Raw genomic sequence first — 24,506 nt, forward strand, 5'->3', positions numbered from 1 at the left:
CTGCGGTAGATGCCGGGCGACTCGCTGCAATCGGCGAAGAAACGCCGGGCGAAGAGACACCACGACCGCCATACGGTCGCGCCAGCTCTGCTTCAGACAGAGTTGGTCGATCAGGTTCGCCCTTAATCGTACAGGTAGGAAGCCCTGTGCGCCTGTGATTGCGTACAGGGCTTCCGTATCAACCTGTGATCTGCGACGCGTGTGCTGCCGATTCCCTGAGTCGTCGCCTCAGGGGGCATCAGGGGCATCAGGGGCCTCAAGAGGACTTCAGGGAGCAGCCTCAGGGACTGGTCCTCGTGCCGTTGCCGTTGCTGCTGCCGTTCACGCTTCCCCGTCCACTGCCACTGCCGTTGGCATGGGCGCCGGCACCGCCGAGCTTCTTGGCCAGCTTCATCGCCTGGGGGATGGCCGCACCGCCATGGGGCCCCGCCATGCCGGGCGCGCCGGAGGCGGGGGATCTGCCCGTGCCCAGCCAGCCGGCCAGTTTGCCGCCCTCGCCGACCGCCCGCAGCCGTTCCTCCGCCCTGTCGCGCACCGGATCGGTGGCCACCACCAGCAGCTCGTCCCCGCGCCGCAGCACCGTCGCCGGGGACGGCACGAAGCTCTTGCCCTCGCGGACCACCAGCGTGACCGCGGCGCCCGCGGGGAGCCGGAGCTCGCCGACCTCGACGCCGTGCATCTTGGACTTCGTGGGGATGGCGACCGACAGCAGGTGGCCGCGCAGCCGCTCCAGCGGGGCCGACTCGATGCCCAGGTCGGCGGCCTCGGCCGGATCGTCGGCGATGTTCAGCTTGTTCGCGACCCAGGGCAGCGTCGGGCCCTGGATCAGGGTGTAGACGATGACCAGGACGAACACGATGTTGAAGATTCTCGTACTGCCCTCCACCCCGGACACCATCGGAATGGTCGCCAGGACGATGGGCACCGCCCCGCGCAGCCCGGCCCAGGACATCAGGACCTTCTCGCGGGCCGGCAGCCGGAACGGCGCGAGGCTCAGGAAGACCGACAACGGCCGCGCCACCATGGTCAGCACCAGGCCCACGACGATGGCGGGCCAGAAGTCGTCGACCAGGTCGTGCGGGGTGACGAGCAGGCCGAGCAGCACGAACATGCCGATCTGGGCCAGCCAGCCGAGCCCGTCCGCGAAGCCCCGGGTGGCGGGCCAGTGCGGCAGCTTGGAGTTGCCGAGGATCATCGCGGCCAGGTAGACGGCGAGGAACCCGCTGCCGTGGGCCATGGCGCCGGCCGCGTACGCGGAGACGGCGATGGCCATCACGGCGATCGGGTAGAGGCCGGAGGCGGGCAGCGCCACGTGCCGCAGCCCCAGGGACCCCAGCCAGCCCACCGCGATGCCGATCGCGGCGCCGATGGCCAGCTCCATGGCGATCTCGGCGAGCAGGACGTACCAGTGCTCGACCGGGCCGACCGCGGAGAACGCGACGACCAGGATGACGACGGGAGCGTCGTTGAAGCCGGACTCCGCCTCCAGGACGCCGGTGATCCGGGGCGGCAGGGGAACCCTGCGCAGCACGGAGAAGACGGCGGCCGCGTCGGTCGAGGAGACGACCGCGCCGATGATGAGGGCCTGGCGCCAGTCCAGGCCGACCAGGTAGTGCGCGGCGGCGGCGGTGACGCCCACGCTGATGCCGACGCCGACGGTCGAGATCACCGCGGCCGCGGGCAGGACGGGTCTGACCTCTTTCCACTTCGCCCCGAGTCCGCCCTCGGCCAGGATGACGACCAGGGCGGCGTAGCCGAAGACCTGCGTCAGCTCGGCGTTGTCGAACTTGACGTCGAAGATGCCGTCCTGCCCCAGGGCGATCCCGATGCCGAGATACAGGAGCAGGCTGGGGAGCCCGCTGCGCGAGGAGACCCGTACCGCCACCACGGCGACCAGCAGGACGAGCGAGCAGACGAGCAGGAGTTCGTTGAGCGCGTGGACAGTCAGGGTCCGTTCCTTCCCTGCGTGCGCCTGCCGGATCGTCCTCCGGCAGCCAGTTACTTCGTTACCTTACCTAATCTTTAACGATTCCTTGACGGGTTCGAGTGTTCGTACGAGGAAGACGCAAATGGATGCATCCCTATACCGCGTCCGAGTGGCTTCTCCGCTGCGCCTATGGTTGCTCCTGCACTCCCAGGACCACCCTGCCCCTCGAAGGACAGCGATGCCCGCCAACACAACCGCCTCTTCCGGCCCTTCCGACGCGAAGAAGCCCGGCAGGAAGAAGGGGCGACGCGCCCGCCTGCTCGTGCTCGTCCTGGTGCTGGCGCTCGTCGCGGGTGTCGGATACGGGGCGTACTGGTCCGTATCCACCGTGCGGGCCTCGTACCCGCAGACCACCGGTTCGCTGACTCTCGACGGCCTTTCCGGCGACGTCGAGGTCAAACGTGACTCCTACGGAATCCCGCAGATCTACGCGGACTCCGACGCCGACCTCTTCCGCGCCCAGGGCTTCGTCCAGGCCCAGGACCGCTTCTGGGAGATGGACGTCCGGCGGCACATGACGTCCGGCCGGCTCTCCGAGATGTTCGGCTCCGGACAGGTGGAGACCGATTCCTTCCTGCGGACGCTCGGCTGGCGCAAGGTGGCGCAGAAGGAGTACGACGAGGTCCTGGACGAGAGCACCAAGAAGAACCTCCAGTCCTACGCGGAGGGCGTCAACGCTTATCTGAAGGGCAAGGAAGGCCGGGACATCTCGGTCGAGTACGCGGCTCTGGGACTGACCAACGACTACAAGCCCGGCGAGTGGACCCCGGTCGACTCGGTGGCCTGGCTGAAGGCGATGGCCTGGGACCTGCGCGGCAACATGCAGGACGAGATCGACCGTTCGCTGCTGACCAGCCGCCTCGACAAGGACCAGATCGAGGACCTGTACCCCGGCTACCCGTACAAGCGGAACAAGCCGATCGTCGAGAACGGCGCGATCTCCTCCGCCACCGGGAAGTTCGACCCCGAGGCGAACCCGTCGGACACCACCGGGTCGTCGACCGCAGAAGGGGCCACCGAGGGCCTCGGCACCCAGATGGCCGCCCTCTCGGACACCCTCGACGAGATCCCGGCGCTGCTCGGCCCGAACGGCAACGGCATCGGCTCGAACTCCTGGGTCGTCGACGGCGAGCACACGACGTCCGGCAAGGCGCTGCTCGCGAACGACCCGCACCTCGCGCCGATGCTGCCCTCCCTCTGGTACCAGATGGGCCTGCACTGCCGGGAGCTCTCCAAGACCTGCCAGTACGACACGGCCGGCTACACCTTCTCCGGCATGCCCGGTGTGATCATCGGTCACAACCAGGACATCGCCTGGGGCCTCACCAATCTGGGCGCCGACGTCACCGACCTCTTCCTGGAGAAGGTCTCCGACGACGGCTACCTGTACGACGGCGAGACCAAGTCCTTCAAGACCCGCGAGGAGACCATCAAGGTCGCCGGCGGCAGGGACCGGACGATCACCGTCCGCGAGACGAACAACGGCCCCCTGGTCTCCGACCGCAGCAAGGAGCTGGACAAGGTCGGCCAGAAGGCCCCCGTCAGCAACGCGGCCCCGGACCGGGCCGACGGCTACGCGGTGGCGCTGAAGTGGACCGCGCTGGAGCCCGGGAAGTCCATGGACGCCGTCTTCGCGCTCAACCGGGCCAAGGACTTCACCACCTTCCGGAAGGCCGCCGAGAACTTCGAGGTCCCCTCGCAGAACCTCATCTACGCCGACACCCGGGGCAACATCGGCTACCAGGCCCCCGGCAAGATCCCGGTCCGCTCCGAGGGCTACGACGGCACGGCGCCCGCGCCGGGCTGGGACCCGAAGTACGCGTGGGAGGGGTACATCCCCTTCGAGGAGCTGCCGTACGAGTACAACCCGGACCGCGGCTTCATCGTCACCGCCAACCAGGCCGTCATCGACGAGAAGAAGTACCCCCACCTCCTGACCAAGGACTGGGGCTACGGCGCCCGCAGTCAGCGGATCAACGACCTCCTGACCCAGAAGATCAAGGGCGGCGAGAAGGTCTCGACCGATGACATGCAGAAGATGCAGATGGACAACTTCAGCGAGATCGCCGCGCTGCTGGTGCCCGAGCTGAAGAAGATCAACATCTCTGATCCGAGCGTCCGCGAGGCACAGAAGCTGCTGGAGGGCTGGGACTACACCCAGGAGCCCGACTCGGCCGCCGCCGCGTACTTCAACGGCGTCTGGCGCAACATCCTGAAACTCGCCTTCGGCAACAAGCTGCCCAAGGAGATGCGGGTCGAGGGCGACTGCCTCAACGTGCCGCCGGCTAAGAACAGCGGCCCGGCCGACCAGCAGAAGAAGCTCGTCCGCGAGTGCGGCCAGCGCGACGGCGACACCGCGCAGCCGGACGGCGGCGACCGCTGGTTCCAGGTGGTCCGCGACATCGTGGACGACCAGGACAACGAGTGGTGGAAGGCTCCCGCCCGGGGCCGCGAGGACGCCCTGGAGAGCCGGGACGACCTGTTCGCCCGGGCGATGGAGGACGCCCGCTGGGAGCTGACCTCCAAGCTCGGCAAGAACATCTCCACCTGGAGCTGGGGCCGCCTGCACCGGCTGACGCTGAAGAACCAGACCCTCGGCACCGAAGGCCCCGGCCTGCTCCAGCGGGCGCTCAACCGTGGCCCCTGGAACCTCGGCGGCGGCGAGGCGGCGGTCAACGCGACCGGCTGGAACGCGGCGAGCGGCTACGAGGTCGTCTGGGTGCCGTCGATGCGGATGGTCGTCAACGTGGGGGACTGGGACAAGTCCCGCTGGATCAACCTCAGTGGCGCCTCCGGCCACGCGTTCAGCGCGCACTACACCGATCAGACCGACAAGTGGGTCGACGGTGAACTGCTCGACTGGTCCTTCGGGGCGGACGCGGTCGACGCGTCCACCGTCGACACGCTGACGCTGAAACCGTAGGTCTATCGAGGGTTCACGAAGCGCCGCGCTCCGGCCGGCGTGACCACCGCGTCCACGGGGTGGTCGTGCGGTTCCGAGGGGACCCGCGCGACCACCTCGTCGTCGTACAGGAGCACGACGAGCGAAGGGTGCGCCCCGGCGGCCGTCAGCCGGGCCAGCACCCGGTCGTAGCTGCCGCCGCCCCGCCCCAGCCGCATCCCGGCCCCGTCCACCGCCAGGCCGGGCAGCAGCACCGCCTCGGCTTCCAGGACGGCGGCCGGGCCCAGGCGCGGGCCGTCCGGCTCGAGGAGCCCCCGCCCGGCCGGGAGCAGGTGCTCCGGGCCCTCGTAGGCCGCCCAGTCCAGGTCGTTGTCGGCCAGGAGGACCGGCAGCAGCACCCGGACGCCACGCCCGCGCAGCGCTTCCAGGAGGGCGCGGGTGCCCGGTTCACGCCCCACGGAGACGTACGCGGCGACCGTACGGGCGTCGGCCAGTTCGGGCAGGCTCAGGGCCGCCTCGGCAAGAACCGCGGCTGTCCGGACGGCGTCCTCCTTCGTCAGGAGGGCCCGCGCGGCGAGCAGTTCGCGCCGCAGGGAGCTCTTCACGGCCGGCTTTCCGGACTTGTCGGTGTTCAAGGGTGACTCGCACGATTCTCGTATGGGCATATTTACGGACGAAGTTAACCGGAATATCAGCTTCCGGCCGTGTGCAACCGTTAAGGTCTGCACATGACTCAGTCGCACCCCAGGATCAGCAAGGCCGTCATTCCGGCAGCAGGTCTCGGCACCCGGTTCCTGCCCGCCACGAAGGCCACTCCCAAAGAGATGCTGCCTGTCGTCGACAAGCCGGCCATTCAGTATGTCGTCGAAGAAGCCGTGGCAGCGGGCCTCTCCGACGTGCTGATGATCACCGGCCGCAACAAGCGTCCCCTCGAGGACCACTTCGACCGCAACTACGAGCTGGAATCCGCGCTCACCCGCAAGGGCGACGCCGAACGCCTCGCCAAGGTCCAGGAGTCCAGCGACCTGGCCACCATGCACTACGTGCGACAGGGCGACCCCCGCGGCCTCGGGCACGCCGTGCTCTGCGCCGCCCCGCACGTCGGCGACCAACCCTTCGCGGTGCTCCTCGGCGACGACCTGATCGACCCGCGCGACGCGCTGCTGGCCCGGATGGTCGAGGTCCAGGAGCGTGAGGGCGGCAGTGTCATCGCGCTGATGGAGGTCGAGCCCTCGCAGGTCCACCTCTACGGCTGCGCCGCCGCGGACGCCACCGTCGACGGCGACGTGGTCCGCGTCACCGACCTGGTCGAGAAGCCGGACCCGGCCGACGCCCCCAGCAACCTCGCCATCATCGGCCGGTACGTCCTGGACCCCGCGGTCTTCGACATACTGCGACACACCGAGCCGGGCCGCGGCGGCGAGATCCAGCTCACCGACGCGCTCCAGCTGCTCGCCGCGGACGAGAAGATCGGCGGCCCCGTGCACGGCGTCGTCTTCAAGGGCCGCCGCTATGACACCGGCGACCGCAGCGACTATCTTCGCGCCATTGTCAGACTGGCGTGCGAACGTGAAGACCTGGGGCCGGACTTCCGGACCTGGCTGCGCAAGTACGTCGCTGAGGAGATGTAACCCCGTGAGCAGCACGATCTGGTCGGTGGACGAGCACCTGGACGACATCCTCGCGACGGTGAGGCCGCTGGAGCCCATCGAGTTGCAGCTGCCGGACGCGCAGGGCTGCGTCCTCGTCAAGGACGTCGTCGTGGAGGTGGCCCTGCCGCCGTTCGACAACAGCTCCATGGACGGTTACGCGGTCCGGATCGCCGATGTCGAGGGCGCCAGCGAGGAGTTCCCCGCGGTCCTCACCGTCATCGGCGACGTCGCCGCGGGCAGTGCGGGGCTCGCCGACGACCAGGTCGTGGGACCGGGACAGGCCGCCCGCATCATGACGGGCGCGCCGCTGCCCGCGGGTGCGGAGGCCGTGGTCCCGGTGGAGTGGACCGACGGCGGTACGGGCGAGGGCCCGGCCGCCGCCATGCGCGCCCACAGCGACGCGCCCGAGGGCGCCACCGGCGAGGTCAGGGTGCACCGGCCCGTCGTGGCCGGCGCCCACGTGCGCGAGCGCGGCAGCGACGTCAAGCCGGGCGACCTGGCCCTGGCCGCCGGGTCGATCGTCGGCCCCCCGCAGATCGGGCTGCTCGCGGCGATCGGCTGCGCCACCGTGGTCGTACGGCCCCGCCCCCGCGTGGTCGTCCTGTCCACCGGCAGCGAACTGGTCCAGCCCGGCGAGCAGCTGACCGGCGGCCAGATCTACGACTCCAACAGCTTCGCGCTGACGGCCGCCGCCCGGGACGCCGGAGCCATCGCCTACCGGGTCGGCGCGGTGACCGACGACGCCGAGACACTGCGCGCCACGATCGAGGACCAGCTGATCCGCGCGGACGTCGTCGTCACCACGGGCGGTGTCAGCGTCGGCGCGTACGACGTGGTCAAGGAGGCGCTGTCCTCCGTCGGGGACGAGGACGAGCCGGGCAGCGGGGTCGAGTTCCGCAAGCTCGCCATGCAGCCCGGCAAGCCGCAGGGCTTCGGCTCGATCGGCCCGGACCACACCCCGCTGCTGGCCCTGCCGGGCAACCCGGTCTCCGCCTACGTCTCCTTCGAGTTGTTCGTCCGCCCCGCCATCCGTGCCCTGATGGGCCTCACCGACGTGCACCGCCCGACGGCCCGCGCCCGGCTGAGTGCCGACAAGGCGCTCACGTCGCCGGACGGCCGCCGCCAGTTCCTGCGCGGCCGTCACGACGCCGAGGCGGGGACGGTCACTCCGGTCGGCGGTTCCGGTTCGCATCTGATCGCCGCGCTCGCGCAGGCGGACGTGCTGATCGTGGTGCCGGAGGACGTCACCTCGGTCGAGCCCGGCACGGAGACGGACGTGATCCTGCTCGGCTGACCGCCGCCCGGTGGCGGTACGGTATCTGCCGCCGTGCCTTCCGGGGGACCCCCTCCGGTTCCCCGAGGCGTAACCGGCGCCCCTACCGCTAGGCGGAGTGAGTTGAGTACGCAGAACAGGCTGACGCACATCGACGAGGCGGGCGCGGCCCGCATGGTCGACGTGTCGGAGAAGGACGTCACCACCCGCGTCGCCCGCGCCGCCGGCCGGGTGCTCGTCTCCCCGCGCGTGATCGAGCTGCTGCGCGGCGAGGGAGTCCCCAAGGGCGACGCCCTCGCCACCGCCCGGATCGCCGGGATCATGGGGGCCAAGCGCACCCCGGACCTGATCCCGCTCTGCCATCCACTGGCCGTTTCCGGCGTGAAGGTCGATCTGAGCGTGGCCGACGACGCGGTGGAGATCACGGCCACCGTGAAGACGACGGACCGCACGGGCGTCGAGATGGAGGCCCTCACCGCGGTCTCGGTGGCGGCGCTCACGGTGATCGACATGATCAAGGCCGTCGACAAGAGCGCGGTCATCACCGACGTACGGGTCGAGGCGAAGTCGGGCGGCAAGTCCGGCGACTACCGGCGCACCGCGCCGCAAGGACCGGACGCGTGATGCCGCCCGCGCCCGGAGCCTCCGGCCACGAGCAGCGGACGCCGGGGACGGGAGCCTCCGGCCACGAGCAGCGGACGGCCGCGCAGGGGGCCCCCGGCCACGAGCGGCGGACGGCCGGGACGGGTGCCTCCGACCACGAGCGACGGACGGCCGAGCCTGCCCGCGTCGAGCCGCCCTCCCCGCTCACCGCTCTCGTCGTCACCGCCTCCAACCGGGCATCCGCCGGGGTGTACGCGGACCGGGGCGGCCCGCTGATCGCCGAAGCGCTGACGAGCCTCGGCTTCATGGTCGACGGCCCGCAGGTCGTCCCCGACGGCGATCCGGTCGAGGCGGCCCTGCGCGCGGGCGTCGCCGCCGGGTACCACGTGATCGTCACCACCGGCGGTACGGGCATCTCGCCCACCGACGCCACGCCCGAGGCCACCCGTCGCGTCCTCGACCACGAGATCCCCGGCATCCCGGAGGCGATCCGGGCCGAGGGACTGGCCAAGGTCCCGACCGCCGCCCTCTCCCGGGGCCTCGCGGGTGTGGCCTCCCGCACCCTGATCGTCAACCTCCCCGGCTCCACCGGAGGGGTGAAGGACGGGCTGGCGGTCCTCGGCCGGCTCCTGGTGCACGCCGTCGATCAGCTCGGCGGCGGCGACCATCCCCGACCGGGGAGCCCGAGCTGAACATCGCGACCTGGCCGGTGACGCTGACCGACGGCGAGATCGTCCTGCGCCCGATAAGGATGCGCGACCAGCGGATGTGGCGCGAGGTCAACCGGCGCAACCGTGACTGGCTGCGCCCCTGGGAGGCGACGGTCCCGCCGCCGGCCCCCGGCGGTCCGATGGCGCAGCGCCCCACGTACCGGCAGATGGTCCGCCACCTGCGTGCCGAGGCCAACGCTGGGCGGATGTTGCCGTTCGCCATCGAGTACGAGGGCCGGCTGGTCGGCCAGCTCACGGTCGCGGGGATCACCTGGGGCTCGATGTGTTCCGGCCACGTCGGTTACTGGGTCGATCAGAGCGTCGCCGGGCGCGGGGTCATGCCGACGGCCGTGGCCCTCGCCGTGGACCACTGCTTCCGCGCCGTGGGCCTGCACCGCATCGAGGTCTGCATTCGCCCGGAGAACGGTCCCAGCCGCAGGGTGGTGGAGAAACTCGGATTCCGTTCGGAGGGCGTGCGCCCGCGCTATCTCCACATCGACGGCGCCTGGCGTGACCATCTGATCTTCGCCCTCACCGCGGAGGAAGTGCCCGAGGGGATGCTCCGACGCTGGCGCCGGTCGCGCCCGTGACGCCGAAAGGCCCGGACCGACCGGATAAATAAAACAAATGTTCGAATGCGATCGCTCGGTGACCGCATTGGGTCGGGCTATCGGCGGCTGTTGATCCGAACAATCACAAAAAAAGTCCGGGATATCGGCCGGATCGCGCGACACACCGAGCCAATTGGCGGATCCTTCCGTGCAAACCCCTCTACGGTGTGATCGTGAGCAGCAGCGGCCTCATCTACGCAGTCATCGTCGGGGCCTGGGCCGCCTACTTGGTACCGATGTGGCTCCGCAGGCAGGACGAGCTCAACGAGGCCCGTCCGACGGAACGCTTCAGCACCGCCATCCGGCTGCTGTCCGGACGGGCGGCGATGGAGCGCCGGTATGCCAAGGAGCTGCGGGAGCGCACCGCCGAGGAGGCGACGCCCGACGTCGACCCGGACCGGGAAACGGATCGTATGGAATCCGTGGACGTCCGGGCCTTTGCCGCGCCTCCGGCGCACACGGAAGCCAGGCTGACCGACCCGGCGCACGCTTCCGAGCGTGCCCCGGACCACCAGACCTCCGACCGCCCGGCGCACGACCGACGGGCGGCGCATCAGCCGTCGGGCCGCCAGGCGCAGGAGCACCGGTCCGACGAGCGCCCCACGGGCCACGTGCCCCTCGCCCGGCGACGCCCCCGCTCCGGCGCGGCCGACGCCGAGCGGGCCCGGCGTGCCCAGCGCTCCCAGGTCCTGGCGCGGCGCAGGCGGACCACCGTCGTCCTCTTCCTGGCCTTCACCCTCGGGGCGGTCGTCGCGGCGGTCGGCGGCCTCGGCTTCCTGTGGGCGCCCGCCGTGCCTGCCGTTCTGCTGAGCACGTACATCGTGCATCTGCGCTCCCAGGAGCGCCGAAGGTTCGCCTTCACCATGGACCGCCGCCGGGCCGAGGTCGCGGCACAGCGGCTGCGCGAGAACCGCCCCCGCAGGCACCAGCCCACGGCACCCGCCCCCGCCGAGCCCGACGACGACTCCGAGGCCCACCACCGGGAGCCGGAGCCGAAGCCCACGGTCTCCCCCCAGGAGGCCGGCCGTCGCGCCCTCGTCGAGCAGACGGATCACGCGGAGTGGGTGGACCAGCAGCGCGAGCGCGGTCGCGTCCAGGGCGACAGCTGGGAGCCCGTTCCCGTACCGCTGCCCACCTATGTCACCGCGCCCGTCGCCCCCCGGGCCACGGGTGGCGTGGAGGTCAACGACCCGGAGACCTGGAGCGCGGCCCGCTCCAGCACCGCCGAGCCCACCCAGACGGGCACGTCGCACCCGACGGCCCCCGCGGTCGACCCGGCCCCGCGTCAGCGCGCGAACCCGTCCCGCCGCAACCGCGACCGGGGCCGGACGCCGCTCTTCGACCAGTACGACGACGAGGACCGGCCGCGTGCGGCCAACGAGTGAGGCGGCGGGTGGAGCTCGGAAATCCCGGCACCGCTGACCAGCGGAGGAACGGATTTCCAAGCACCCCTGCGGGGGTGCTAGAGTTTCACACGTCGCAAGGGCCTGTGGCGCAGTCTGGTAGCGCACCTCGTTCGCATCGAGGGGGTCTGGGGTTCAAATCCCCACAGGTCCACAAGACAAGCCGTTCACGGTTCATCCCGGAGCGGTTCAGGAGATCCCGGTCAGACGGTCACCGTCTGGCCGGGATTTTCTTGTTTGGGCTTCGCGTCGTGTGAAGGTCGGCTGAAGGTCGGCCTGGAAGCGCGGCGGCCCGGGTCGGAACGGGCCGGGGGCCGGGATGCCGGCTTGCCTCGTCACCGCAGGCGGGGAGACGACAGGCTTCAGCTGTCCGCTGCCACAGCTTTCGTACGTCAACGGTGAGGCCTGGGACGTCTACTGGTACGCCGTCAAGGACGCCGTACCCAGGGTTGAGGGACCTCAAGGACGGCGTCGGCATGGACCGACGTCAAGAGGCTCGTCAAGGGCGCGAAGGAGCCGTCAGGGGCGCCGCCCAGACGGTGCGGGCATCGTCCTCAACATCGACACCGCGGAACTGAACGCGATCTCTTTCCGCAACGTGGACCGGATCGAGAAGTGGACCGAGCGGGTGCAACAGCGGGAAAGGAATAGCCCCCGCGTGGGCCCGAACGACTGCGGGAGACCCTCGCCGCTGACCCGCACCTTTCCGGACGCCACCGGGTGCACCGTCGAATGTGCCGACTAGCGTGCGCACGGAATGGCGCGACCGCGAGTGAGGTGCGACTAATTGCACGCACCGGCCGGTCTGATCAGGGTGGCCGAGCAGTAGCCGGATACCGGATTCGCTGATCTGCCCCTGGCGGACTGGGAGGCGGCAGCGCGCTTTCCGGAGCTTCGCGGGTTCGGCGCCAACTGGATCTATGACGGCGATTACCCACCGCCGGCCGATTCGATCGCAGCTTTCATCGACGCGGAGCATCCCTTCTGCAGCGAGAAGTTCTCCCGACTGGTAGCCGATGCCCAAGCGGTACTCGTGATCTTTCCGCAGTCCGATGCGCTGTCCGCCAATGTGGCGCGTTGGATTCCCTGGGTTTCGCAGGACGCGCTACGGGAGGTCATCCGGAGAATCGACGGCCATATGCGGACCGAGCATTCCGGTTCCTGAACGGGGGGCGGATCCAGGACGAACTCCGCGAGCGGAGCGGACTTTCCGGCCCAGGCAGGGGTCGGCCGACGCCAGTAGTTCTTTTCGGCCACGCGGCGGCGCTACCACAGCACCGGGGGTACTTGCCAGGGGAGGCATGGAAGTCCAGATGGGTCGGCGTGAGCCCAGCGTCGGCGACGGCGTCGATCTGGGCGCGGAACTCAAGTTCGATCTCATCGAGCCGAGCCTGGCCGAGCAAGGCCGCCCGGCCGACAGGTGTCGGCGAGAACAGCGCGCCCGCAGGGTCCAGCAGTGAGGAAACGCGTTCTTTGGCGTTCAGCGGCCCCCATGGGATGTCGGGCATCTCGCATACCAGAGTGAGGTGAATCCCGAACGGTATCCGCGGCCGACGACTGAGCAGTTTCATGGCCTGCGGTGCCCCAGGACACGGGACCATCAGGCTGCACGAACTGGCGATGCCCTCTTCGACCGACTCGACCACCGCAGCGTTGATCGCCGGATACATCCCGAAGTCATCGCAGTTGACGATCAGCAACCGAGCATCAGGCGGATACCCCAGCAACGCACTCGACTGCTGCGAAGACACGACGGCCGCGGGAACGCTGACTTCATCCATGCCCGCAGTGTGAGACCTGGACCGGGCCTCCGCACGGCGATTTGCCGCCGCGGAGCGAGAGCGCCGTCATTTCCCGTGAACATCTACGAGCCTGCTGATCACCTACTGCTGCCGCAACCGGTGAACGAACCTGCTGCTGGACTTGAACGAAGCAACGAACGCTGCTGCTGGACGTGACCGAAGCCAGGACGCCGCCCATCCGGTCGCCGAGACCTGCACGTCGCCCACAGCAGTACGGCTTGTCAGCCCGTGTTCACGGTCGAGTGCCCCTCATGGGCAGTGGTGTTGTTCGGGAGGCTCGGGTGTGGGGGTGTTTTCCCGGCGCAAAGGTCTGCACCTGGGCTTCCCGTCGATCTCTCTACAGTTCTCGTCCAGTTCTGTAGAAAAGAGCCCCATCTCCGCTTCTTGTCGCGGCAGTTCCGGCTGGGCCAGAGTTCGGGGCGCGGCGACAGGAACATGTCATCGCCGCCGGGCAGTGTCCATGGAACACATCGTGCTTCCCCAGGCGCGGTGTGGCCACCCCCCCATTGTCTGGACGCTCGCCTGCGTAGCGGAAGGAATCGCGTGAAGCACAGTCGGAAGAAGAACGCGCGCAGATACATCGTCGCCGCCTCGATCGGCGCCCTTCTGTCGGCCGGAGTCGCCACAGGGGCCTACGCCGGGGCGCCGACGGAGCCCTCGGCCCCCTCGGCTCCGGCGTACCAGCCGGAGATGGTCAAGGCGCTCGCCACCACCCTTGGTGTCAGCGAGAAGGCCGCCGTGCGGCGGCTGGACCGCGAGGCCGACCAGCAGGGCCGGTTCGCGGAGCTGCGGAAGGACCGGGTCGACACGCTCGGGGCCTTCTTCGCCGAGGACGGTTCGCTGATCGTCAACGCCGCCGACGCCGAAGCGGCGAAGGACGTACGGGCCGCGGGGCTCAAGGCCCGCGTCCCCGAGCGCGGCGAGAGCGAGCTGGACCGGATCAAGGCACAGCTCGACGCCAAGGCGCTCAAGAGCGCCCCGGCCGGGGTGTCCGCGTGGTCCGTCGACCTCGCGTCGGACACCGTGACCGTCGAGGTCAACGGCGACTCGGACGCCGCGACCCGCAGCTTCCTCAAGGCGGCGAAGAGCAACGGTGACGCCGTACGCGTCGTGAAGGGCCAGGATAAGCTGGAGACCCAGGCCGTCGTTCCGCCCGGCAGCCGGATGACCTTCAACGGCTACCTGTGCTCCGTCGGTTACGGTGCCAAGGACCGTAACGGCAGGCAGGTGCTCGTGACCGCCGGGCACTGCATCGAGGACCTGCCGGCCCTGGCCTACAACGGCACCCGGTTCGCCAAGGGCACCCACACCCGGTTCGCGCTGGGCACCCGCAGCGTGGACATGGGCATCGCGACCGTCGACGCCGGCCACTCGATCGGCCTCGACGTCACCACGTACGGCCGGGCCGGCACCGTCCCGGTCAAGGGCAGCAAGCGGGCCCCCTCGGGTGCGGCGCTCTGCAAGTCCGGACAGACCACCCAGTGGACCTGCGGCCGGGTCGGCTCGTACAACGTCAGCGTCACCTACACCGACCGGAACGGCGGTCCGGACACCGTCGTGACCGGCCTGGCGAGCTCCAGCGTCTGCACCCAGGGAGGGGACAGCGGAGGCGCGTACATCTCCGGTGACCAGGCCCAGGGCATGACGTCCGGCGGTCCCAGCAACCAGCGCTGCAACGGTCAGGTCAACTCGCCCGGTTCCTCCTACTTCCAGCCGCTCGACGACGCCCTCGCGTACTACGGGCTGACCCTCAACACCAAGTAGCCGCACCACAGATTCGGACCGGCCAAGGCCACCCCCCAGACGCGGGAGGCCGTCCACTCATCCTGGGCGGTCTCCCGTTCCACTTGTTCCCGTCCCGTAGTCCCACGCCACCCCGTGGACGCCGGGCCTGCACCGGGAGGTGAGGACATGGACGTCGTGCGATTCGCTCAGCGGGATACGCCGGCGGGCGCGGGGCGGGGCGCCGACCTTCTCCCGGACGTAGCGGTGGCAGTCCGACGGCAGGGCGCCGGGGTGGAAGAAGACTTGCTGGAGGTATTCGTGGAGGTTCGTCCGCGACCAGCGCTCGTAGTGGGTGGCAGGCATCTCGGACGGGCTCACCTCGACCGCGTAACTCACCACCGTGGTGTCCAGTTTGGCCAGCTCCCGGCCGAAGTGGATCTCCAGCACCAGGGATTTGAGCCCCTTCAGATACGTGGCCTCGGCGAGGCGTCCGCAGCTGACCTTGATATCGAGCGGCTCGGCAGCCTCGTCGTCGAAGCTGAGCACGAAGATGGCCCGGTCGGCCCCCGCCCGGCTGGCCCGCAGCACGTTCGTGGTGGAGATCGCGCTCAGTGTGCCGCTCTCTCCCATCCTCACGATGTCGTGGACCATCAGGGAGCTGGTCTCCTGGTTGAAGTGGCGGAAGCGGGCGCCGAGGGCCTTCTCGACCACCGAGTCCTCCCCGAGGATCTGGAGCGCCGCCCCCTCCGCGCCGGGCGGGGTGATCCGGCCGCGCGGGCGGCGCGGTCCGAGCAGCGAGCGCAGGGCTCCGGCGGGCAGTTCCAGGATCTCCTCCAGCACCTCCACCGCGCGCAGGGACCGGGCCCGTTCGGGCTGGCTTCGGCCGCGCTGCCAGCTGCTGAGGGTGGCCTGGCTGATGGTGATGCCGCGCACCCTGAGCCGTTCGCTCACCCGCTCCAGGGACAGCCCGCGGCGGTTCAGCGCCTCCCGCAGCGCCCCGGGGAAGGTGTCGGCGCCGGTCGCCGCCGCGTGCAGGGCCGAGGTGGTGATGGCCTCGCCCGTCCGCGCCGCGGTGGCGTGCGCCTCGGTGACCGGTGCTTCGGTGGCGTGCGCCTCGGTGGCCTGTGCTTCGGTGGCCTGTGCTTCGGTGACCCGTGTTTCGGTGACCCGTGCTTCGGCGACCTGCGTTTCGGTGACCGGTGCTTCGGTGGTGTCCGGACCGGTGGAGTCGTTCGCTCCGCCGGCCGTGGCCTCCGGCAGCGTGACGTCGGTGTCCGTATCGCTCGACATGTTCCTCCCGTTCCCGGCACTCTCTCGGCGGGACGGCCTACGGGCCCCCGCATACTGGTTGACCACCGGGCGGCGGACGGATAACAAAACCCTCAGGGGTGACCTGTCCCACATCCTGGTGGCGAACCGAACGAAGGGCGTGAACGGCGTGGACAGCACCGCTCTGGTCATCGCGGCGAGGAACGGCGACCGTGCCGCCGGGGAACGGCTGGCCTCCCAGTACCTCCCGCTGGTCTACAACGTCGTCGGGCGCGCCCTCAACGGCCATCCGGACGTGGACGACGTGGTGCAGGAGACCATGCTCCGGGCGCTGTCCGGACTGCCCTCGCTGCGCGATCCGGCCCGCTTCCGCTCCTGGCTCGTCGCCATCGCCATGAACCAGGTCCGCACCCGCTGGTCCGGTCTCGGCCACCGCCCGGCCCCGCTGGAGGCGACCGATGAGCCGGCCGACCCCGCCGCCGACTTCGTCGACCTGACGATCCTGCGCCTCGAACTCTCCGGCCAGCGGCGCGAGACGGCCGAGGCCACCCGCTGGCTGGACGGATCCGAGCGCGACGTGCTGTCCCTGTGGTGGCTGGAGACGACCGGCGACCTCACCCGGTCCGAACTCGCCGAGGCGCTCGGGCTTTCCCCGCAGCACGCCGCCGTACGCGTCCAGCGGGTGAAGAACCAGCTCGACGTCGGCCGCGCGGTCGTCCGGGCCCTGGCGTCCGACCCCCGCTGCCCGGCCCTGGAGGACCTGCTGGGGGACTGGGACGGTACGCCGACGCCGCTGTGGCGCAAGCGGATCGCCCGCCACGTACGTGGCTGCGCCTCCTGCTCCGACGGCAGTGCGGGGCTGGTTCCGCCGGAGGGCCTGCTCTCCGGGCTCGCCCTGGTGGTGCCGCTCTACGACGGCGGGCAGCAGGCGGCGGTGGCCTTCGCCTCATCGGCGGCACCGGCCGCCGCGTCCGCGTCCGCCCCTGCCGCCTCCGCGCCGCTCGCCTCGGCCCCTTCCGCCTCCGGCGCGTTCTCGGCCGGGAAGGCGGTGGGGCTCATGGCCGGCGCGGCCGCCGTAACCGCCCTCGCCGTGCTGATCTGGCCCTCCGCCTCCGCTCCGCCCGCATCACGGGGCGGGGGCGTCATGTACAGCCCGTCGCCCTCGCCTCCGCCGCCCGCGGCGCCCCCGCCGAGCCGCTTCCGGCGCCCTCCACGGCCTCGCCCTCGCCCTCGCCCTCGCCGACGCCGAGCCGTACCGCCGTCGCCCGGCCGCTCACCGTCGCCCCGTCGCCCGCCGCCCCGCCCGAGCCCGCCGAGCCGCGCCCCCGCCCGGAAGCGGGCGTGGTCACCCGGGTCAACACCCTGCGCGCCGCAAACGGCTGCCCGGAGCTGGCGACCGACCCCCGGCTGACCGAGGTGGCCCAGCGGCACTCCGAGGACATGGCCGCGCACGACTACTTCGACCACACGGACTCCTCGGGCCGGGGCGCGGGCGACCGCGTCGACGCCACGGGCTACGACTGGTCGGCCGTCGGGGAGACCATCGCGACCGGCATGAGCGATCCGGCGGCGGTCGTCGAGGAATGGCGCAACAGCCCGGGCCGCGACGGCGACATCTTCAACTGCGATTTCGTCCATGTGGGCGTGGGCATCGCCGACTCCCCGCGTGGCCCCTACTGGACCCAGGTGCTGGCCACCCCGCGCTGAGCGGCCCCCGGCCGATTGTCAGTGGCGGGTGCCAGACTCGGTCGGCATGGACAACAGCGTGCTTCTCAGGGATGTGGAACCAGCGGACCTGGAGTTCTTCCTCGCGTACGAGCACGACCCGGAGGCGGTGCGGAGATCGCGTTTCCCGCCGCGCGAGCGGGAGGCGTTCATGGCGCACTGGACGTCGAAGGTGCTGGGGGACCCCGCCAACCTCGTGCGGACGGTCGTCGTGGACGGTGAAACGGCCGGGAGCATCGTGGCCTGGTGGGACGGTGAGCGGCGCTACGTCGGCTATTGGTTCGGCCGCTCGTACTGGGGCCGGGGCGTCGGCACCCGGGCGTTGACCGCGTTCCTGGAGCGGGAGACGGTACGCCCGTTGTACGCGGACCCCGCCGCCGGGAACACCGGCTCCATACGGCTGCTGGAGAAGTGCGGGTTCACGGCGACCGGCACGGTGCGGTACGGGGAGGACGAGCACGTGGTCCTGGTGCTCGGCGGGGGTGCCTGAGCGACCCGCCGCGCCGGGCGGGCCGGCTCTCCGGCACCCGGGGAGCCGGGTCAGGCTCCGGGCCTCTGGAGCGGCTTCGCCATGCAGATGCTGCTCTCGTACTCCCGGTAGTGGCCGAACTTCTCGCAGACCGTGTAGCCGCTCGACGCGTAGAGCGCGATGGCCTCGGGCTGCTGGTCGCCGGTCTCCAGGACCATCCGGATCCGTCCGGCGGCGCGTGCGTCCTCCTCCAGGGCGGCCAGCATCCGCCGCGCCAGGCCCTTGCCGCGCCCCTCGGGTATCACGAACATCCGCTTGATCTCGGCGTCGCCGTCCCAGTAGCCCTCGGCGTTGCGGTCCTGGGTCCGCCAGCCGCCGGTCGCCACCGGGCGGTCCAGCTCGTCGTAGGTGAGCAGGTACAGGCCGCGCGGCGGAAGGAACATCGAGGGGTCGAGCACTGTGAGATCGCCCCCATCGCCGTAGCGCTCGCCGTATTCGAGCTGCACCTGGTCGTTGAGTTTGACGGCGTCGGGGTGGTCGAAAGGCCGTGTCTGAATAATCATGCTAAATATCGTACAACTATGCTTAGAGGGGGAGTGGGTACTGTTTCGGGATGCTCACCGTTACCAGCGTAAATGTTAATGGGCTCCGCGCCGCCGCCAAGAAGGGCTTCGTCGAGTGGCTGGCGGGGACCGACGCCGACGTGGTCTGCCTCCAGGAAGTGCGGGCCGAGCTCGCCCAGCTGCCCGAAGGTGTGGGCGCTCCCGAAGGGTGGCACACCGTCCACGCGCCCGCCGCCGCAAAGGGGCGCGCCGGCGTCTCGCTCTACTCGCGGCAGGCACCCGAGCGGGTTCAGATCGGCTTCGGCGGCTTCGAGGTCCCCGGGGCCGAGGAGTTCGACGCGAGCGGCCGGTATGCGGAGATCGACCTCCCCGGTGTCACCGTCGCGAGCCTGTATCTGCCCTCCGGCGAGGTCGGCACCGAGCGTCAGGACGAGAAGGAGCGCTTCATGGCCGCCTTCCTGCCCTACCTCCAGGGTCTGAAAGGGCGGGCCGCGGCGGCCGGCCGCGAGGTCGTGGTCTGCGGCGACTGGAACATCGCCCACCAGGAGGCGGACCTGAAGAACTGGAAGGCCAACCGCAAGAGCTCCGGCTTCCTTCCCGAGGAGCGTGCCTGGCTGACCCGGGTCCTGGAGGAGGCGGCTTACGTGGACGTCGTGCGGGCGATGCACCCGGAGGTCGAGGGGCCGTACAGCTGGTGGTCGTACCGGGGGCGGGCCTTCGACAACGACAGCGGCTGGCGCATCGACTACCAGATGGCGACCCCGGGGCTGGCCGGACGCGCGGTGAAGGCCTGGGTGGAGCGGGCGGCCACGCACGGCGAGCGCTGGAGCGACCACGCGCCGGTGACGGTCGTCTACGAGCGGTAGTCCCGGTCGGCACTCGGGGGGCCGGCCGACACACCGGGGGTCCGGCCCATGCCCCGGGGGCCCGGCCGACACCCTGGAGGTCCGGCCCATACCCCCGGGTGCCGGCTGACACTCCCGGGGACCCGGCCCACACCCCGGGTACCGGCCGACACCCCGGGGGGCCCGGCCCGCGCCCCGGGTGAGGCGGGCGTCAGTCGGACTTCGGGGGCTGTGTGCCGTCCTCGCGGCGCAGCCTCCGGTCGAGGGCCATGGACAGCTCGGCGTCCACCACCGCGCGGGCCAGTGGCCGGAGTTGGGCCGGTTCGGTCTCCGCGGTGTGGGCATGCAGTACGCGTACGAAGATCTCGGCGAGCGCGTCCGCGTGCTCGCGGACGCGGCGGCCCGAGGAGAGCACCGTGGACAGCGGCACCCCTTCCCGTACGAGCTCGGCCGACACCTCCAGGAGGCGGCGGCTGATGTGCACGATCTCGTCCCCGTCCGTGGCGAGATAGCCCAGGTCCAGTGCGGTGGCGAGGTTCTCCGGTGTGACCTCGCCCTCGAAGTAGTCCGCGAGCTGCTCCGGGGTGAGGCGGACCGGGGTCTCCTCGGTCGGTTCGCCCAGACCCAGCACCTCGGCGACATCGCGGCCGCTCTCGAAGGTGGCCGCCAGGTCGGCGATGCCGTTGAGGGTGTGGCCGCGCTCCAGCAGGCCCGTGATGGTCCGCAGCCGGGCCAGGTGGTGGTCGTCGTACCAGGCGATGCGGCCCTCGCGGCGGGGCGGCGGGATCAGCCCGCGCTCCCGGTAGAAGCGCAGGGTCCGCACGGTGATTCCGGCCTCCTCGGCCAGCTCCTCCATGCGGTATTCGCGGTGCTCGCGTCTTTCGGCCACAGAGGCACCCTATGTTGTACCGCCGGTAACTTTCCTCGGCCCGCCCCCTACCCATCAGTACGGTCCTGCTCTACCCTCCGAACAATGCCAGTGATTGCTGGCAGAGTCGTGTGGCGTACCGCGGGAGGCGGCAGCATGGCCCAGCAGGAACACGTACGTGTGGCGGTGATCGGAACCGGATTCGGGGGCCTGGGGGCCGCCGTACGGCTGCGCCGCGAAGGCATCACCGATTTCGTCGTCCTGGAGCGGGCCGACTCGGTGGGCGGCACCTGGCGCGACAACAGCTATCCCGGCTGCGCCTGCGACGTACCGTCCCACCTCTATTCCTTCTCGTTCGCCCCCAACCCCGACTGGCCGCGCACCTTCTCCGGGCAGGAGCACATCCGGGCCTACCTGGAGCGCGTCGCCGACACCTTCGGGCTCCGCCCGCACATCAGGCTGAACCACGAGGTGAAACTGATGACCTGGGACAGGGAGAACCTGTACTGGGTGATCGAGTCCGCCGACGGGGCCGTGCTCCACTCGGATGTCGTCGTCTCCGCCACCGGGCCGCTCTCCGACCCCAGGACGCCCGACATACCCGGGCTCGACTCCTTCCCCGGCAAGGTCTTCCACTCCGCGCGCTGGGACCACGACTACGACCTGGCCGGCAAGCGCGTCGCGATGGTCGGAACGGGCGCGTCCGCGATCCAGATCGTCCCGGCGATCCAGCCGATGACCGCGAAGCTCACGCTCTTCCAGCGCACCCCGCCCTGGGTCATGCCGCGCATGGACCGCGCGATAAGCAAGGCCGAACGGGCACTGCACCGGGCCGTCCCCGTCACCGGCACGGCGCGTCGCGGACTGCTGTGGGGCATCAGGGAGTTGCAGGTCAGCGCCTTCACCAAGCACCCCGACCAGCTGGGCCTGGTGGAGAAGATAGCCAAGTCCAACATGGCGCGGGCGATCAAGGACCCGGCCCTGCGGGCCAAGCTGACCCCCGACTACCGCATCGGCTGCAAGCGGATCCTGCTCTCCAGCACCTACTATCCGGCCCTCGCCCAGCCCAATGTGGACGTCGTCGCCGCCGGGCTCGGCGAGATACGCGGCTCCACGGTGGTCGCCGCCGACGGGAGCGAGGCGGAGGTCGACGCGATCATCTTCGGCACCGGCTTCCATGTGACGGACATGCCGATCGCTGAGCGGGTCGTCGGCGAGGAGGGCATCACGCTCGCCGAGTCCTGGAAGGACGGGATGAACTCGCTGCGGGGCGCGACCGCCGCCGGGTTCCCCAACTGGATGACGATCATCGGACCCAACACCGGGCTCGGCAACTCCTCCATGATCCTGATGATCGAGTCCCAGCTGAACTACATGGCCGACTACCTGCGGCAGTTGAACGTGCTGGGCGGACGCGCCGCACTCGGAGCCCGCTCCGCCGCCGTCACCGCGTGGAACGACCGGGTCCAGCAGCGGATGAAGCGCACGGTGTGGAACACCGGCGGCTGCACCAGCTGGTACCTGGACGAGGCGGGCCGCAACACCACCGTCTGGCCCGGCACCACGGGTGAGTTCCGGCGGCAGACGCGTTCGGTGGACCTCGCGGAGTACGACGTCGTACGGGTCGGCGCGGCGGGCGGGACGGGGCGGGCCGCCGGGAGCGGACGCGTACCGGAGCAGCCGGGCCGCACCGATCGCGAGACCGTGACCGCCGCCTCCGACACGGCTTCCGGCGTCGGCCCCGGCTCCGGTGCCGGTGCGGTCGCCGAGGAGGCCGCGCGATGAGCCGCCTCCTGCACCGCGACACCGTACCGCCGGTCCCCGCGGCCGAGCTGACCGCCCGCTCCGCCGACGGGACCCGGATCCACGTCGAACTGCACGGCCCCGAGGACGCCCCGGCGGTGGTCCTGGCGCACGGCTGGACCTGCAACACCCGTTTCTGGGACGCCCAGATACGCGACCTGGCCGCCGACCACCGGGTCATCGCCTACGACCAGCGCGGCCACGGGCTCACCCCCGAACCCGGCCCGGGCGGCTACAGCACGGACGCGCTGGCCGACGATCTCGAAGCGGTCCTCGCCGCGACGCTCGCCCCGGGCCGCAGGGCGGTGCTCGCCGGGCACTCGATGGGCGGGATGACGGTGATGGCCGCCGCCGCGCGCCCCGGACTCCGCGAGCACGCCGCCGCCGTGCTGCTCTGTTCCACCGGCAGTACGCGGCTGGCCGCCGAGGCCCGCGTCCTGCCGCTGCGCGCGGGTGCGCTGCGGACCCGGCTCACCACCGCCGTACTGGGCGCGAAAGCACCGCTCGGGCCGGTCAATCCGGTCTCCAGGAAGGTCCTCAAGTACGCGACGATGGGGGCCGGTTCGGCTCCGGACCGGGTCGACGCCTGCGCCCGCATCGTGCACGCCTGCCCGCGCCGGGCGCGCGTGGGGTGGGGCCAGGTGCTCGGCGAGCTGGACCTCGCGGCGGGCGTGCGCGAGCTGCGGGTGCCGACCGCGGTGATCGCCGGCACGGACGACCGGCTGACCCCGCCGGCCCACGCGCGGTCCCTCGCGGCCGCGCTGCCGGTCGGGCTGGGGCTGACCGAGCTGGCGGGCATGGGGCACATGACGCCGGTGGAGGCCCCGGAGGCCGTCACGGCGAAGATCAGGGAGCTGGTCACCCGGTACGTCGCCACGGGGGCAGTCGCCGAGCGGAAAGCCGCCACGGCGGAGAAGGAGGATGTCGCATGAGCGGCAAGCGGAGTCTTCAGGGTCAGGTCGTCGTCGTCACCGGTGCGGCCCGGGGGGTGGGAGAGCTGCTGGCCCGCAAGCTGTCGGCACGCGGGGCGACGCTGGCGCTCGTCGGCCTGGAGCGGGACGAGCTGAAGAAGGTCTCCGAGCGGCTGCACGGCGAGAGCGACCACTGGTTCGCCGATGTCACCGACCACGAGGCGATGGGCCGGGTGGCGCGCGAGGTGAAGGACCGCTTCGGCAAGGTCGACGTCGTCGTCGCCAACGCGGGCGTCGCCTCGGGCGGCCCGTTCGCCGCATCCGACCCGGACGCCTGGCGGCGGGTCATAGAGGTGAATCTCATCGGCGGCGCGATCACCGGGCGGGCCTTCCTGCCGGTGTTGATGGAGAGCCGCGGCTACTTCCTCCAGATAGCGTCGCTGGCCGCGATCACCCCGGCTCCGATGATGACGGCGTACTGCGCGTCCAAGTCGGGCGTCGAGGCCTTCGCGCACAGCCTGCGCGCCGAGGTCGGCTACAAGGGCGTCAAGGTCGGCGTCGGCTACCTCTCCTGGACCGACACCGACATGGTGCGGGGGGCGGACCGGGACGACGTGATGCGCGAGCTGCGCCGGCGGCTGCCGTGGCCGATGAACCGTACGTACCCGCTCGGCCCGGCCGTCGACCGGATCGTGGACGGCATCGCGCGGCGCTCCCCGCATGTGTACGCCCAGTGGTGGCTGCGCGGGATGCAGTCGGTCCGCGGTTACCTGCCGTCCGTCATCGCGATCGGCGGGCAGCGCGAGATGCGGCGGTTCGAGCCGCGGCTCCACACCGTGTCGAAGGGGCTGGTGGGGGCCGGGGGAGCGGCGGACCAGGACGCGCGTGCGGAGCGCGCTGACCGTACGTAGCGGTACGAAATGCGAGGGATGTCGGGCCGTGCAACGCTGGGCGAGGCCCCGCAGGGGGCCGTCCCCCACGTACCCCACGCATCCCACAGGAGTGAACAGCATGGGTATTTCTGACCAGTTCAAGGACAAGGCGCAGGAGCTCGCCGACCAGGCCAAGCAGAAGGCGGGTCAGGGCAAGGGCGAGGCCAAGGACCGGGCCGCCCAGGGCCGTGACCAGGAGTCGGACTCCTCCTCGGGCATGAAGGACCGTGCCCAGGACGCGAAGGACCAGGCGCGCGAGCGTTTTGACCGTTGACGGTCGTTGAGGTGTGACGCGTGCGTGCTGCGGGTTCGCGCGTGCGTGCGCGTCGCTCCAGGAGGCGCATCCGGGTGACCGGGTGCGCCTCCTTCTTGGCGTGAGGCGCCGCGCTTCCCCGGTGCGGGCTCGAAAGATGTCCTCAATCGCCGGACGGGCTGGAACTGATGCCCTCAATC

At 70.8% G+C, this 24,506-nt stretch carries 20 protein-coding genes, 1 tRNA gene and 1 pseudogene; 16 read left to right on the forward strand and 6 right to left on the reverse strand.

All coding sequences use genetic code 11. The features are described 5' to 3' along the window. Window positions 1–280: 280 nt before the first annotated feature. Window positions 281–1,888, reverse strand: coding sequence for a potassium/proton antiporter (locus AC3CH1_RS09045; RefSeq protein WP_488462436.1), 1,608 nt, complete (start codon window positions 1,886–1,888; stop codon window positions 281–283). A gap of 277 nt (window positions 1,889–2,165) precedes the next feature. Between AC3CH1_RS09045 and AC3CH1_RS09050 the strand changes: the two genes are divergently transcribed. After that, complete coding sequence (locus tag AC3CH1_RS09050) at window positions 2,166–4,910, forward strand: penicillin acylase family protein (RefSeq protein WP_488462437.1); 2,745 nt, start codon at window positions 2,166–2,168, stop codon at window positions 4,908–4,910. Between the two features lie 2 nt (window positions 4,911–4,912). Here the strand turns inward: AC3CH1_RS09050 and AC3CH1_RS09055 are convergent, their stop codons facing one another. Next, window positions 4,913–5,524, reverse strand: a complete 612-nt coding sequence (locus tag AC3CH1_RS09055) for a 5-formyltetrahydrofolate cyclo-ligase (protein ID WP_488462438.1) — start codon at window positions 5,522–5,524, stop codon at window positions 4,913–4,915. A gap of 93 nt (window positions 5,525–5,617) precedes the next feature. Here AC3CH1_RS09055 and galU point away from each other — a divergent pair, with 93 nt between their 5' ends. The 7 genes from galU to AC3CH1_RS09090 all read left to right on the forward strand — a co-directional run bounded on the left by galU (window position 5,618) and on the right by AC3CH1_RS09090 (window position 11,295). Then, window positions 5,618–6,520, forward strand: a complete 903-nt coding sequence (gene galU / locus AC3CH1_RS09060) for a UTP--glucose-1-phosphate uridylyltransferase GalU (protein WP_018961109.1) — start codon at window positions 5,618–5,620, stop codon at window positions 6,518–6,520. A gap of 4 nt (window positions 6,521–6,524) precedes the next feature. Then, complete coding sequence (gene glp / locus AC3CH1_RS09065) at window positions 6,525–7,835, forward strand: molybdotransferase-like divisome protein Glp (RefSeq protein WP_488462439.1); 1,311 nt, start codon at window positions 6,525–6,527, stop codon at window positions 7,833–7,835. 102 nt (window positions 7,836–7,937) lie between these two features. Beyond that, entirely contained in the window at window positions 7,938–8,438 is a 501-nt protein-coding gene (gene moaC / locus AC3CH1_RS09070; RefSeq protein WP_361879765.1) for a cyclic pyranopterin monophosphate synthase MoaC, read from the forward strand. A gap of 227 nt (window positions 8,439–8,665) precedes the next feature. Next, a complete protein-coding gene (locus tag AC3CH1_RS09075) occupies window positions 8,666–9,109 on the forward strand; it encodes a MogA/MoaB family molybdenum cofactor biosynthesis protein (RefSeq protein ID WP_488462470.1) in 444 nt (147 codons plus the stop codon). A gap of 17 nt (window positions 9,110–9,126) precedes the next feature. Then, window positions 9,127–9,717, forward strand: a complete 591-nt coding sequence (locus tag AC3CH1_RS09080) for a GNAT family N-acetyltransferase (RefSeq protein WP_488462440.1) — start codon at window positions 9,127–9,129, stop codon at window positions 9,715–9,717. A 194-nt stretch (window positions 9,718–9,911) separates the two neighbouring features. Further along, on the forward strand, window positions 9,912–11,123 hold the full coding sequence (sepX, locus tag AC3CH1_RS09085; RefSeq protein WP_488462441.1) for a divisome protein SepX/GlpR: 1,212 nt from the start codon (window positions 9,912–9,914) through the stop codon (window positions 11,121–11,123). 98 nt (window positions 11,124–11,221) lie between these two features. Beyond that, window positions 11,222–11,295: transfer RNA gene (locus tag AC3CH1_RS09090), tRNA-Ala, on the forward strand. A 961-nt stretch (window positions 11,296–12,256) separates the two neighbouring features. Here AC3CH1_RS09090 and AC3CH1_RS09095 read toward each other — a convergent pair. After that, window positions 12,257–12,922, reverse strand: a complete 666-nt coding sequence (locus AC3CH1_RS09095; RefSeq protein WP_488462442.1) for a ChbG/HpnK family deacetylase — start codon at window positions 12,920–12,922, stop codon at window positions 12,257–12,259. Between the two features lie 564 nt (window positions 12,923–13,486). Here AC3CH1_RS09095 and AC3CH1_RS09100 point away from each other — a divergent pair. Then, window positions 13,487–14,707, forward strand: coding sequence for a S1 family peptidase (locus AC3CH1_RS09100; RefSeq protein ID WP_488462443.1), 1,221 nt, complete (start codon window positions 13,487–13,489; stop codon window positions 14,705–14,707). 57 nt (window positions 14,708–14,764) lie between these two features. On the opposite strand, the gene AC3CH1_RS09105 is transcribed toward AC3CH1_RS09100, so the two are convergent. Beyond that, window positions 14,765–15,958 (reverse strand): helix-turn-helix domain-containing protein, encoded by a 1,194-nt coding sequence (locus tag AC3CH1_RS09105; protein ID WP_488462444.1) that lies wholly within the window; start codon window positions 15,956–15,958, stop codon window positions 14,765–14,767. Between the two features lie 139 nt (window positions 15,959–16,097). Here AC3CH1_RS09105 and AC3CH1_RS09110 point away from each other — a divergent pair. Beyond that, window positions 16,098–17,644 (forward strand): annotated as a pseudogene (locus tag AC3CH1_RS09110) (sigma-70 family RNA polymerase sigma factor). A 46-nt stretch (window positions 17,645–17,690) separates the two neighbouring features. Next, window positions 17,691–18,152 (forward strand): GNAT family N-acetyltransferase, encoded by a 462-nt coding sequence (locus AC3CH1_RS09115; RefSeq protein WP_488462445.1) that lies wholly within the window; start codon window positions 17,691–17,693, stop codon window positions 18,150–18,152. A 50-nt stretch (window positions 18,153–18,202) separates the two neighbouring features. Here the strand turns inward: AC3CH1_RS09115 and AC3CH1_RS09120 are convergent, their stop codons facing one another. Then, complete coding sequence (locus tag AC3CH1_RS09120; protein ID WP_488462446.1) at window positions 18,203–18,694, reverse strand: GNAT family N-acetyltransferase; 492 nt, start codon at window positions 18,692–18,694, stop codon at window positions 18,203–18,205. Window positions 18,695–18,744: 50 nt separating this feature from the next. Between AC3CH1_RS09120 and AC3CH1_RS09125 the strand changes: the two genes are divergently transcribed. After that, window positions 18,745–19,560 carry an exodeoxyribonuclease III gene (locus tag AC3CH1_RS09125; RefSeq protein WP_488462447.1) on the forward strand — a complete coding sequence of 272 codons (816 nt, stop codon included), beginning with the start codon at window positions 18,745–18,747 and terminating at the stop codon, window positions 19,558–19,560. 190 nt (window positions 19,561–19,750) lie between these two features. Here AC3CH1_RS09125 and AC3CH1_RS09130 read toward each other — a convergent pair whose 3' ends face one another. Beyond that, complete coding sequence (locus tag AC3CH1_RS09130) at window positions 19,751–20,395, reverse strand: MerR family transcriptional regulator (protein ID WP_488462471.1); 645 nt, start codon at window positions 20,393–20,395, stop codon at window positions 19,751–19,753. Between the two features lie 168 nt (window positions 20,396–20,563). Here AC3CH1_RS09130 and AC3CH1_RS09135 point away from each other — a divergent pair, with 168 nt between their 5' ends. From AC3CH1_RS09135 to AC3CH1_RS09150, 4 genes are all read left to right on the forward strand, one after another. Beyond that, complete coding sequence (locus tag AC3CH1_RS09135; protein WP_488462448.1) at window positions 20,564–22,192, forward strand: flavin-containing monooxygenase; 1,629 nt, start codon at window positions 20,564–20,566, stop codon at window positions 22,190–22,192. Next, window positions 22,189–23,142: an alpha/beta fold hydrolase gene (locus AC3CH1_RS09140; protein WP_488462449.1), complete on the forward strand. Its 954-nt coding sequence runs from the start codon at window positions 22,189–22,191 to the stop codon at window positions 23,140–23,142. The genes AC3CH1_RS09135 and AC3CH1_RS09140 overlap by 4 nt, the downstream gene beginning before the upstream one ends. After that, a complete protein-coding gene (locus tag AC3CH1_RS09145) occupies window positions 23,139–24,032 on the forward strand; it encodes an SDR family oxidoreductase (protein ID WP_488462450.1) in 894 nt (297 codons plus the stop codon). Before AC3CH1_RS09140 ends, AC3CH1_RS09145 begins: the two co-directional genes overlap by 4 nt. Window positions 24,033–24,132: 100 nt before the next feature. Further along, window positions 24,133–24,327 carry a hypothetical protein gene (locus tag AC3CH1_RS09150; RefSeq protein WP_488462451.1) on the forward strand — a complete coding sequence of 65 codons (195 nt, stop codon included), beginning with the start codon at window positions 24,133–24,135 and terminating at the stop codon, window positions 24,325–24,327. The last annotated feature ends 179 nt before the right edge of the window (window positions 24,328–24,506 follow it).

The organism is Streptomyces sp. MGP-P1, from assembly GCF_057766565.1.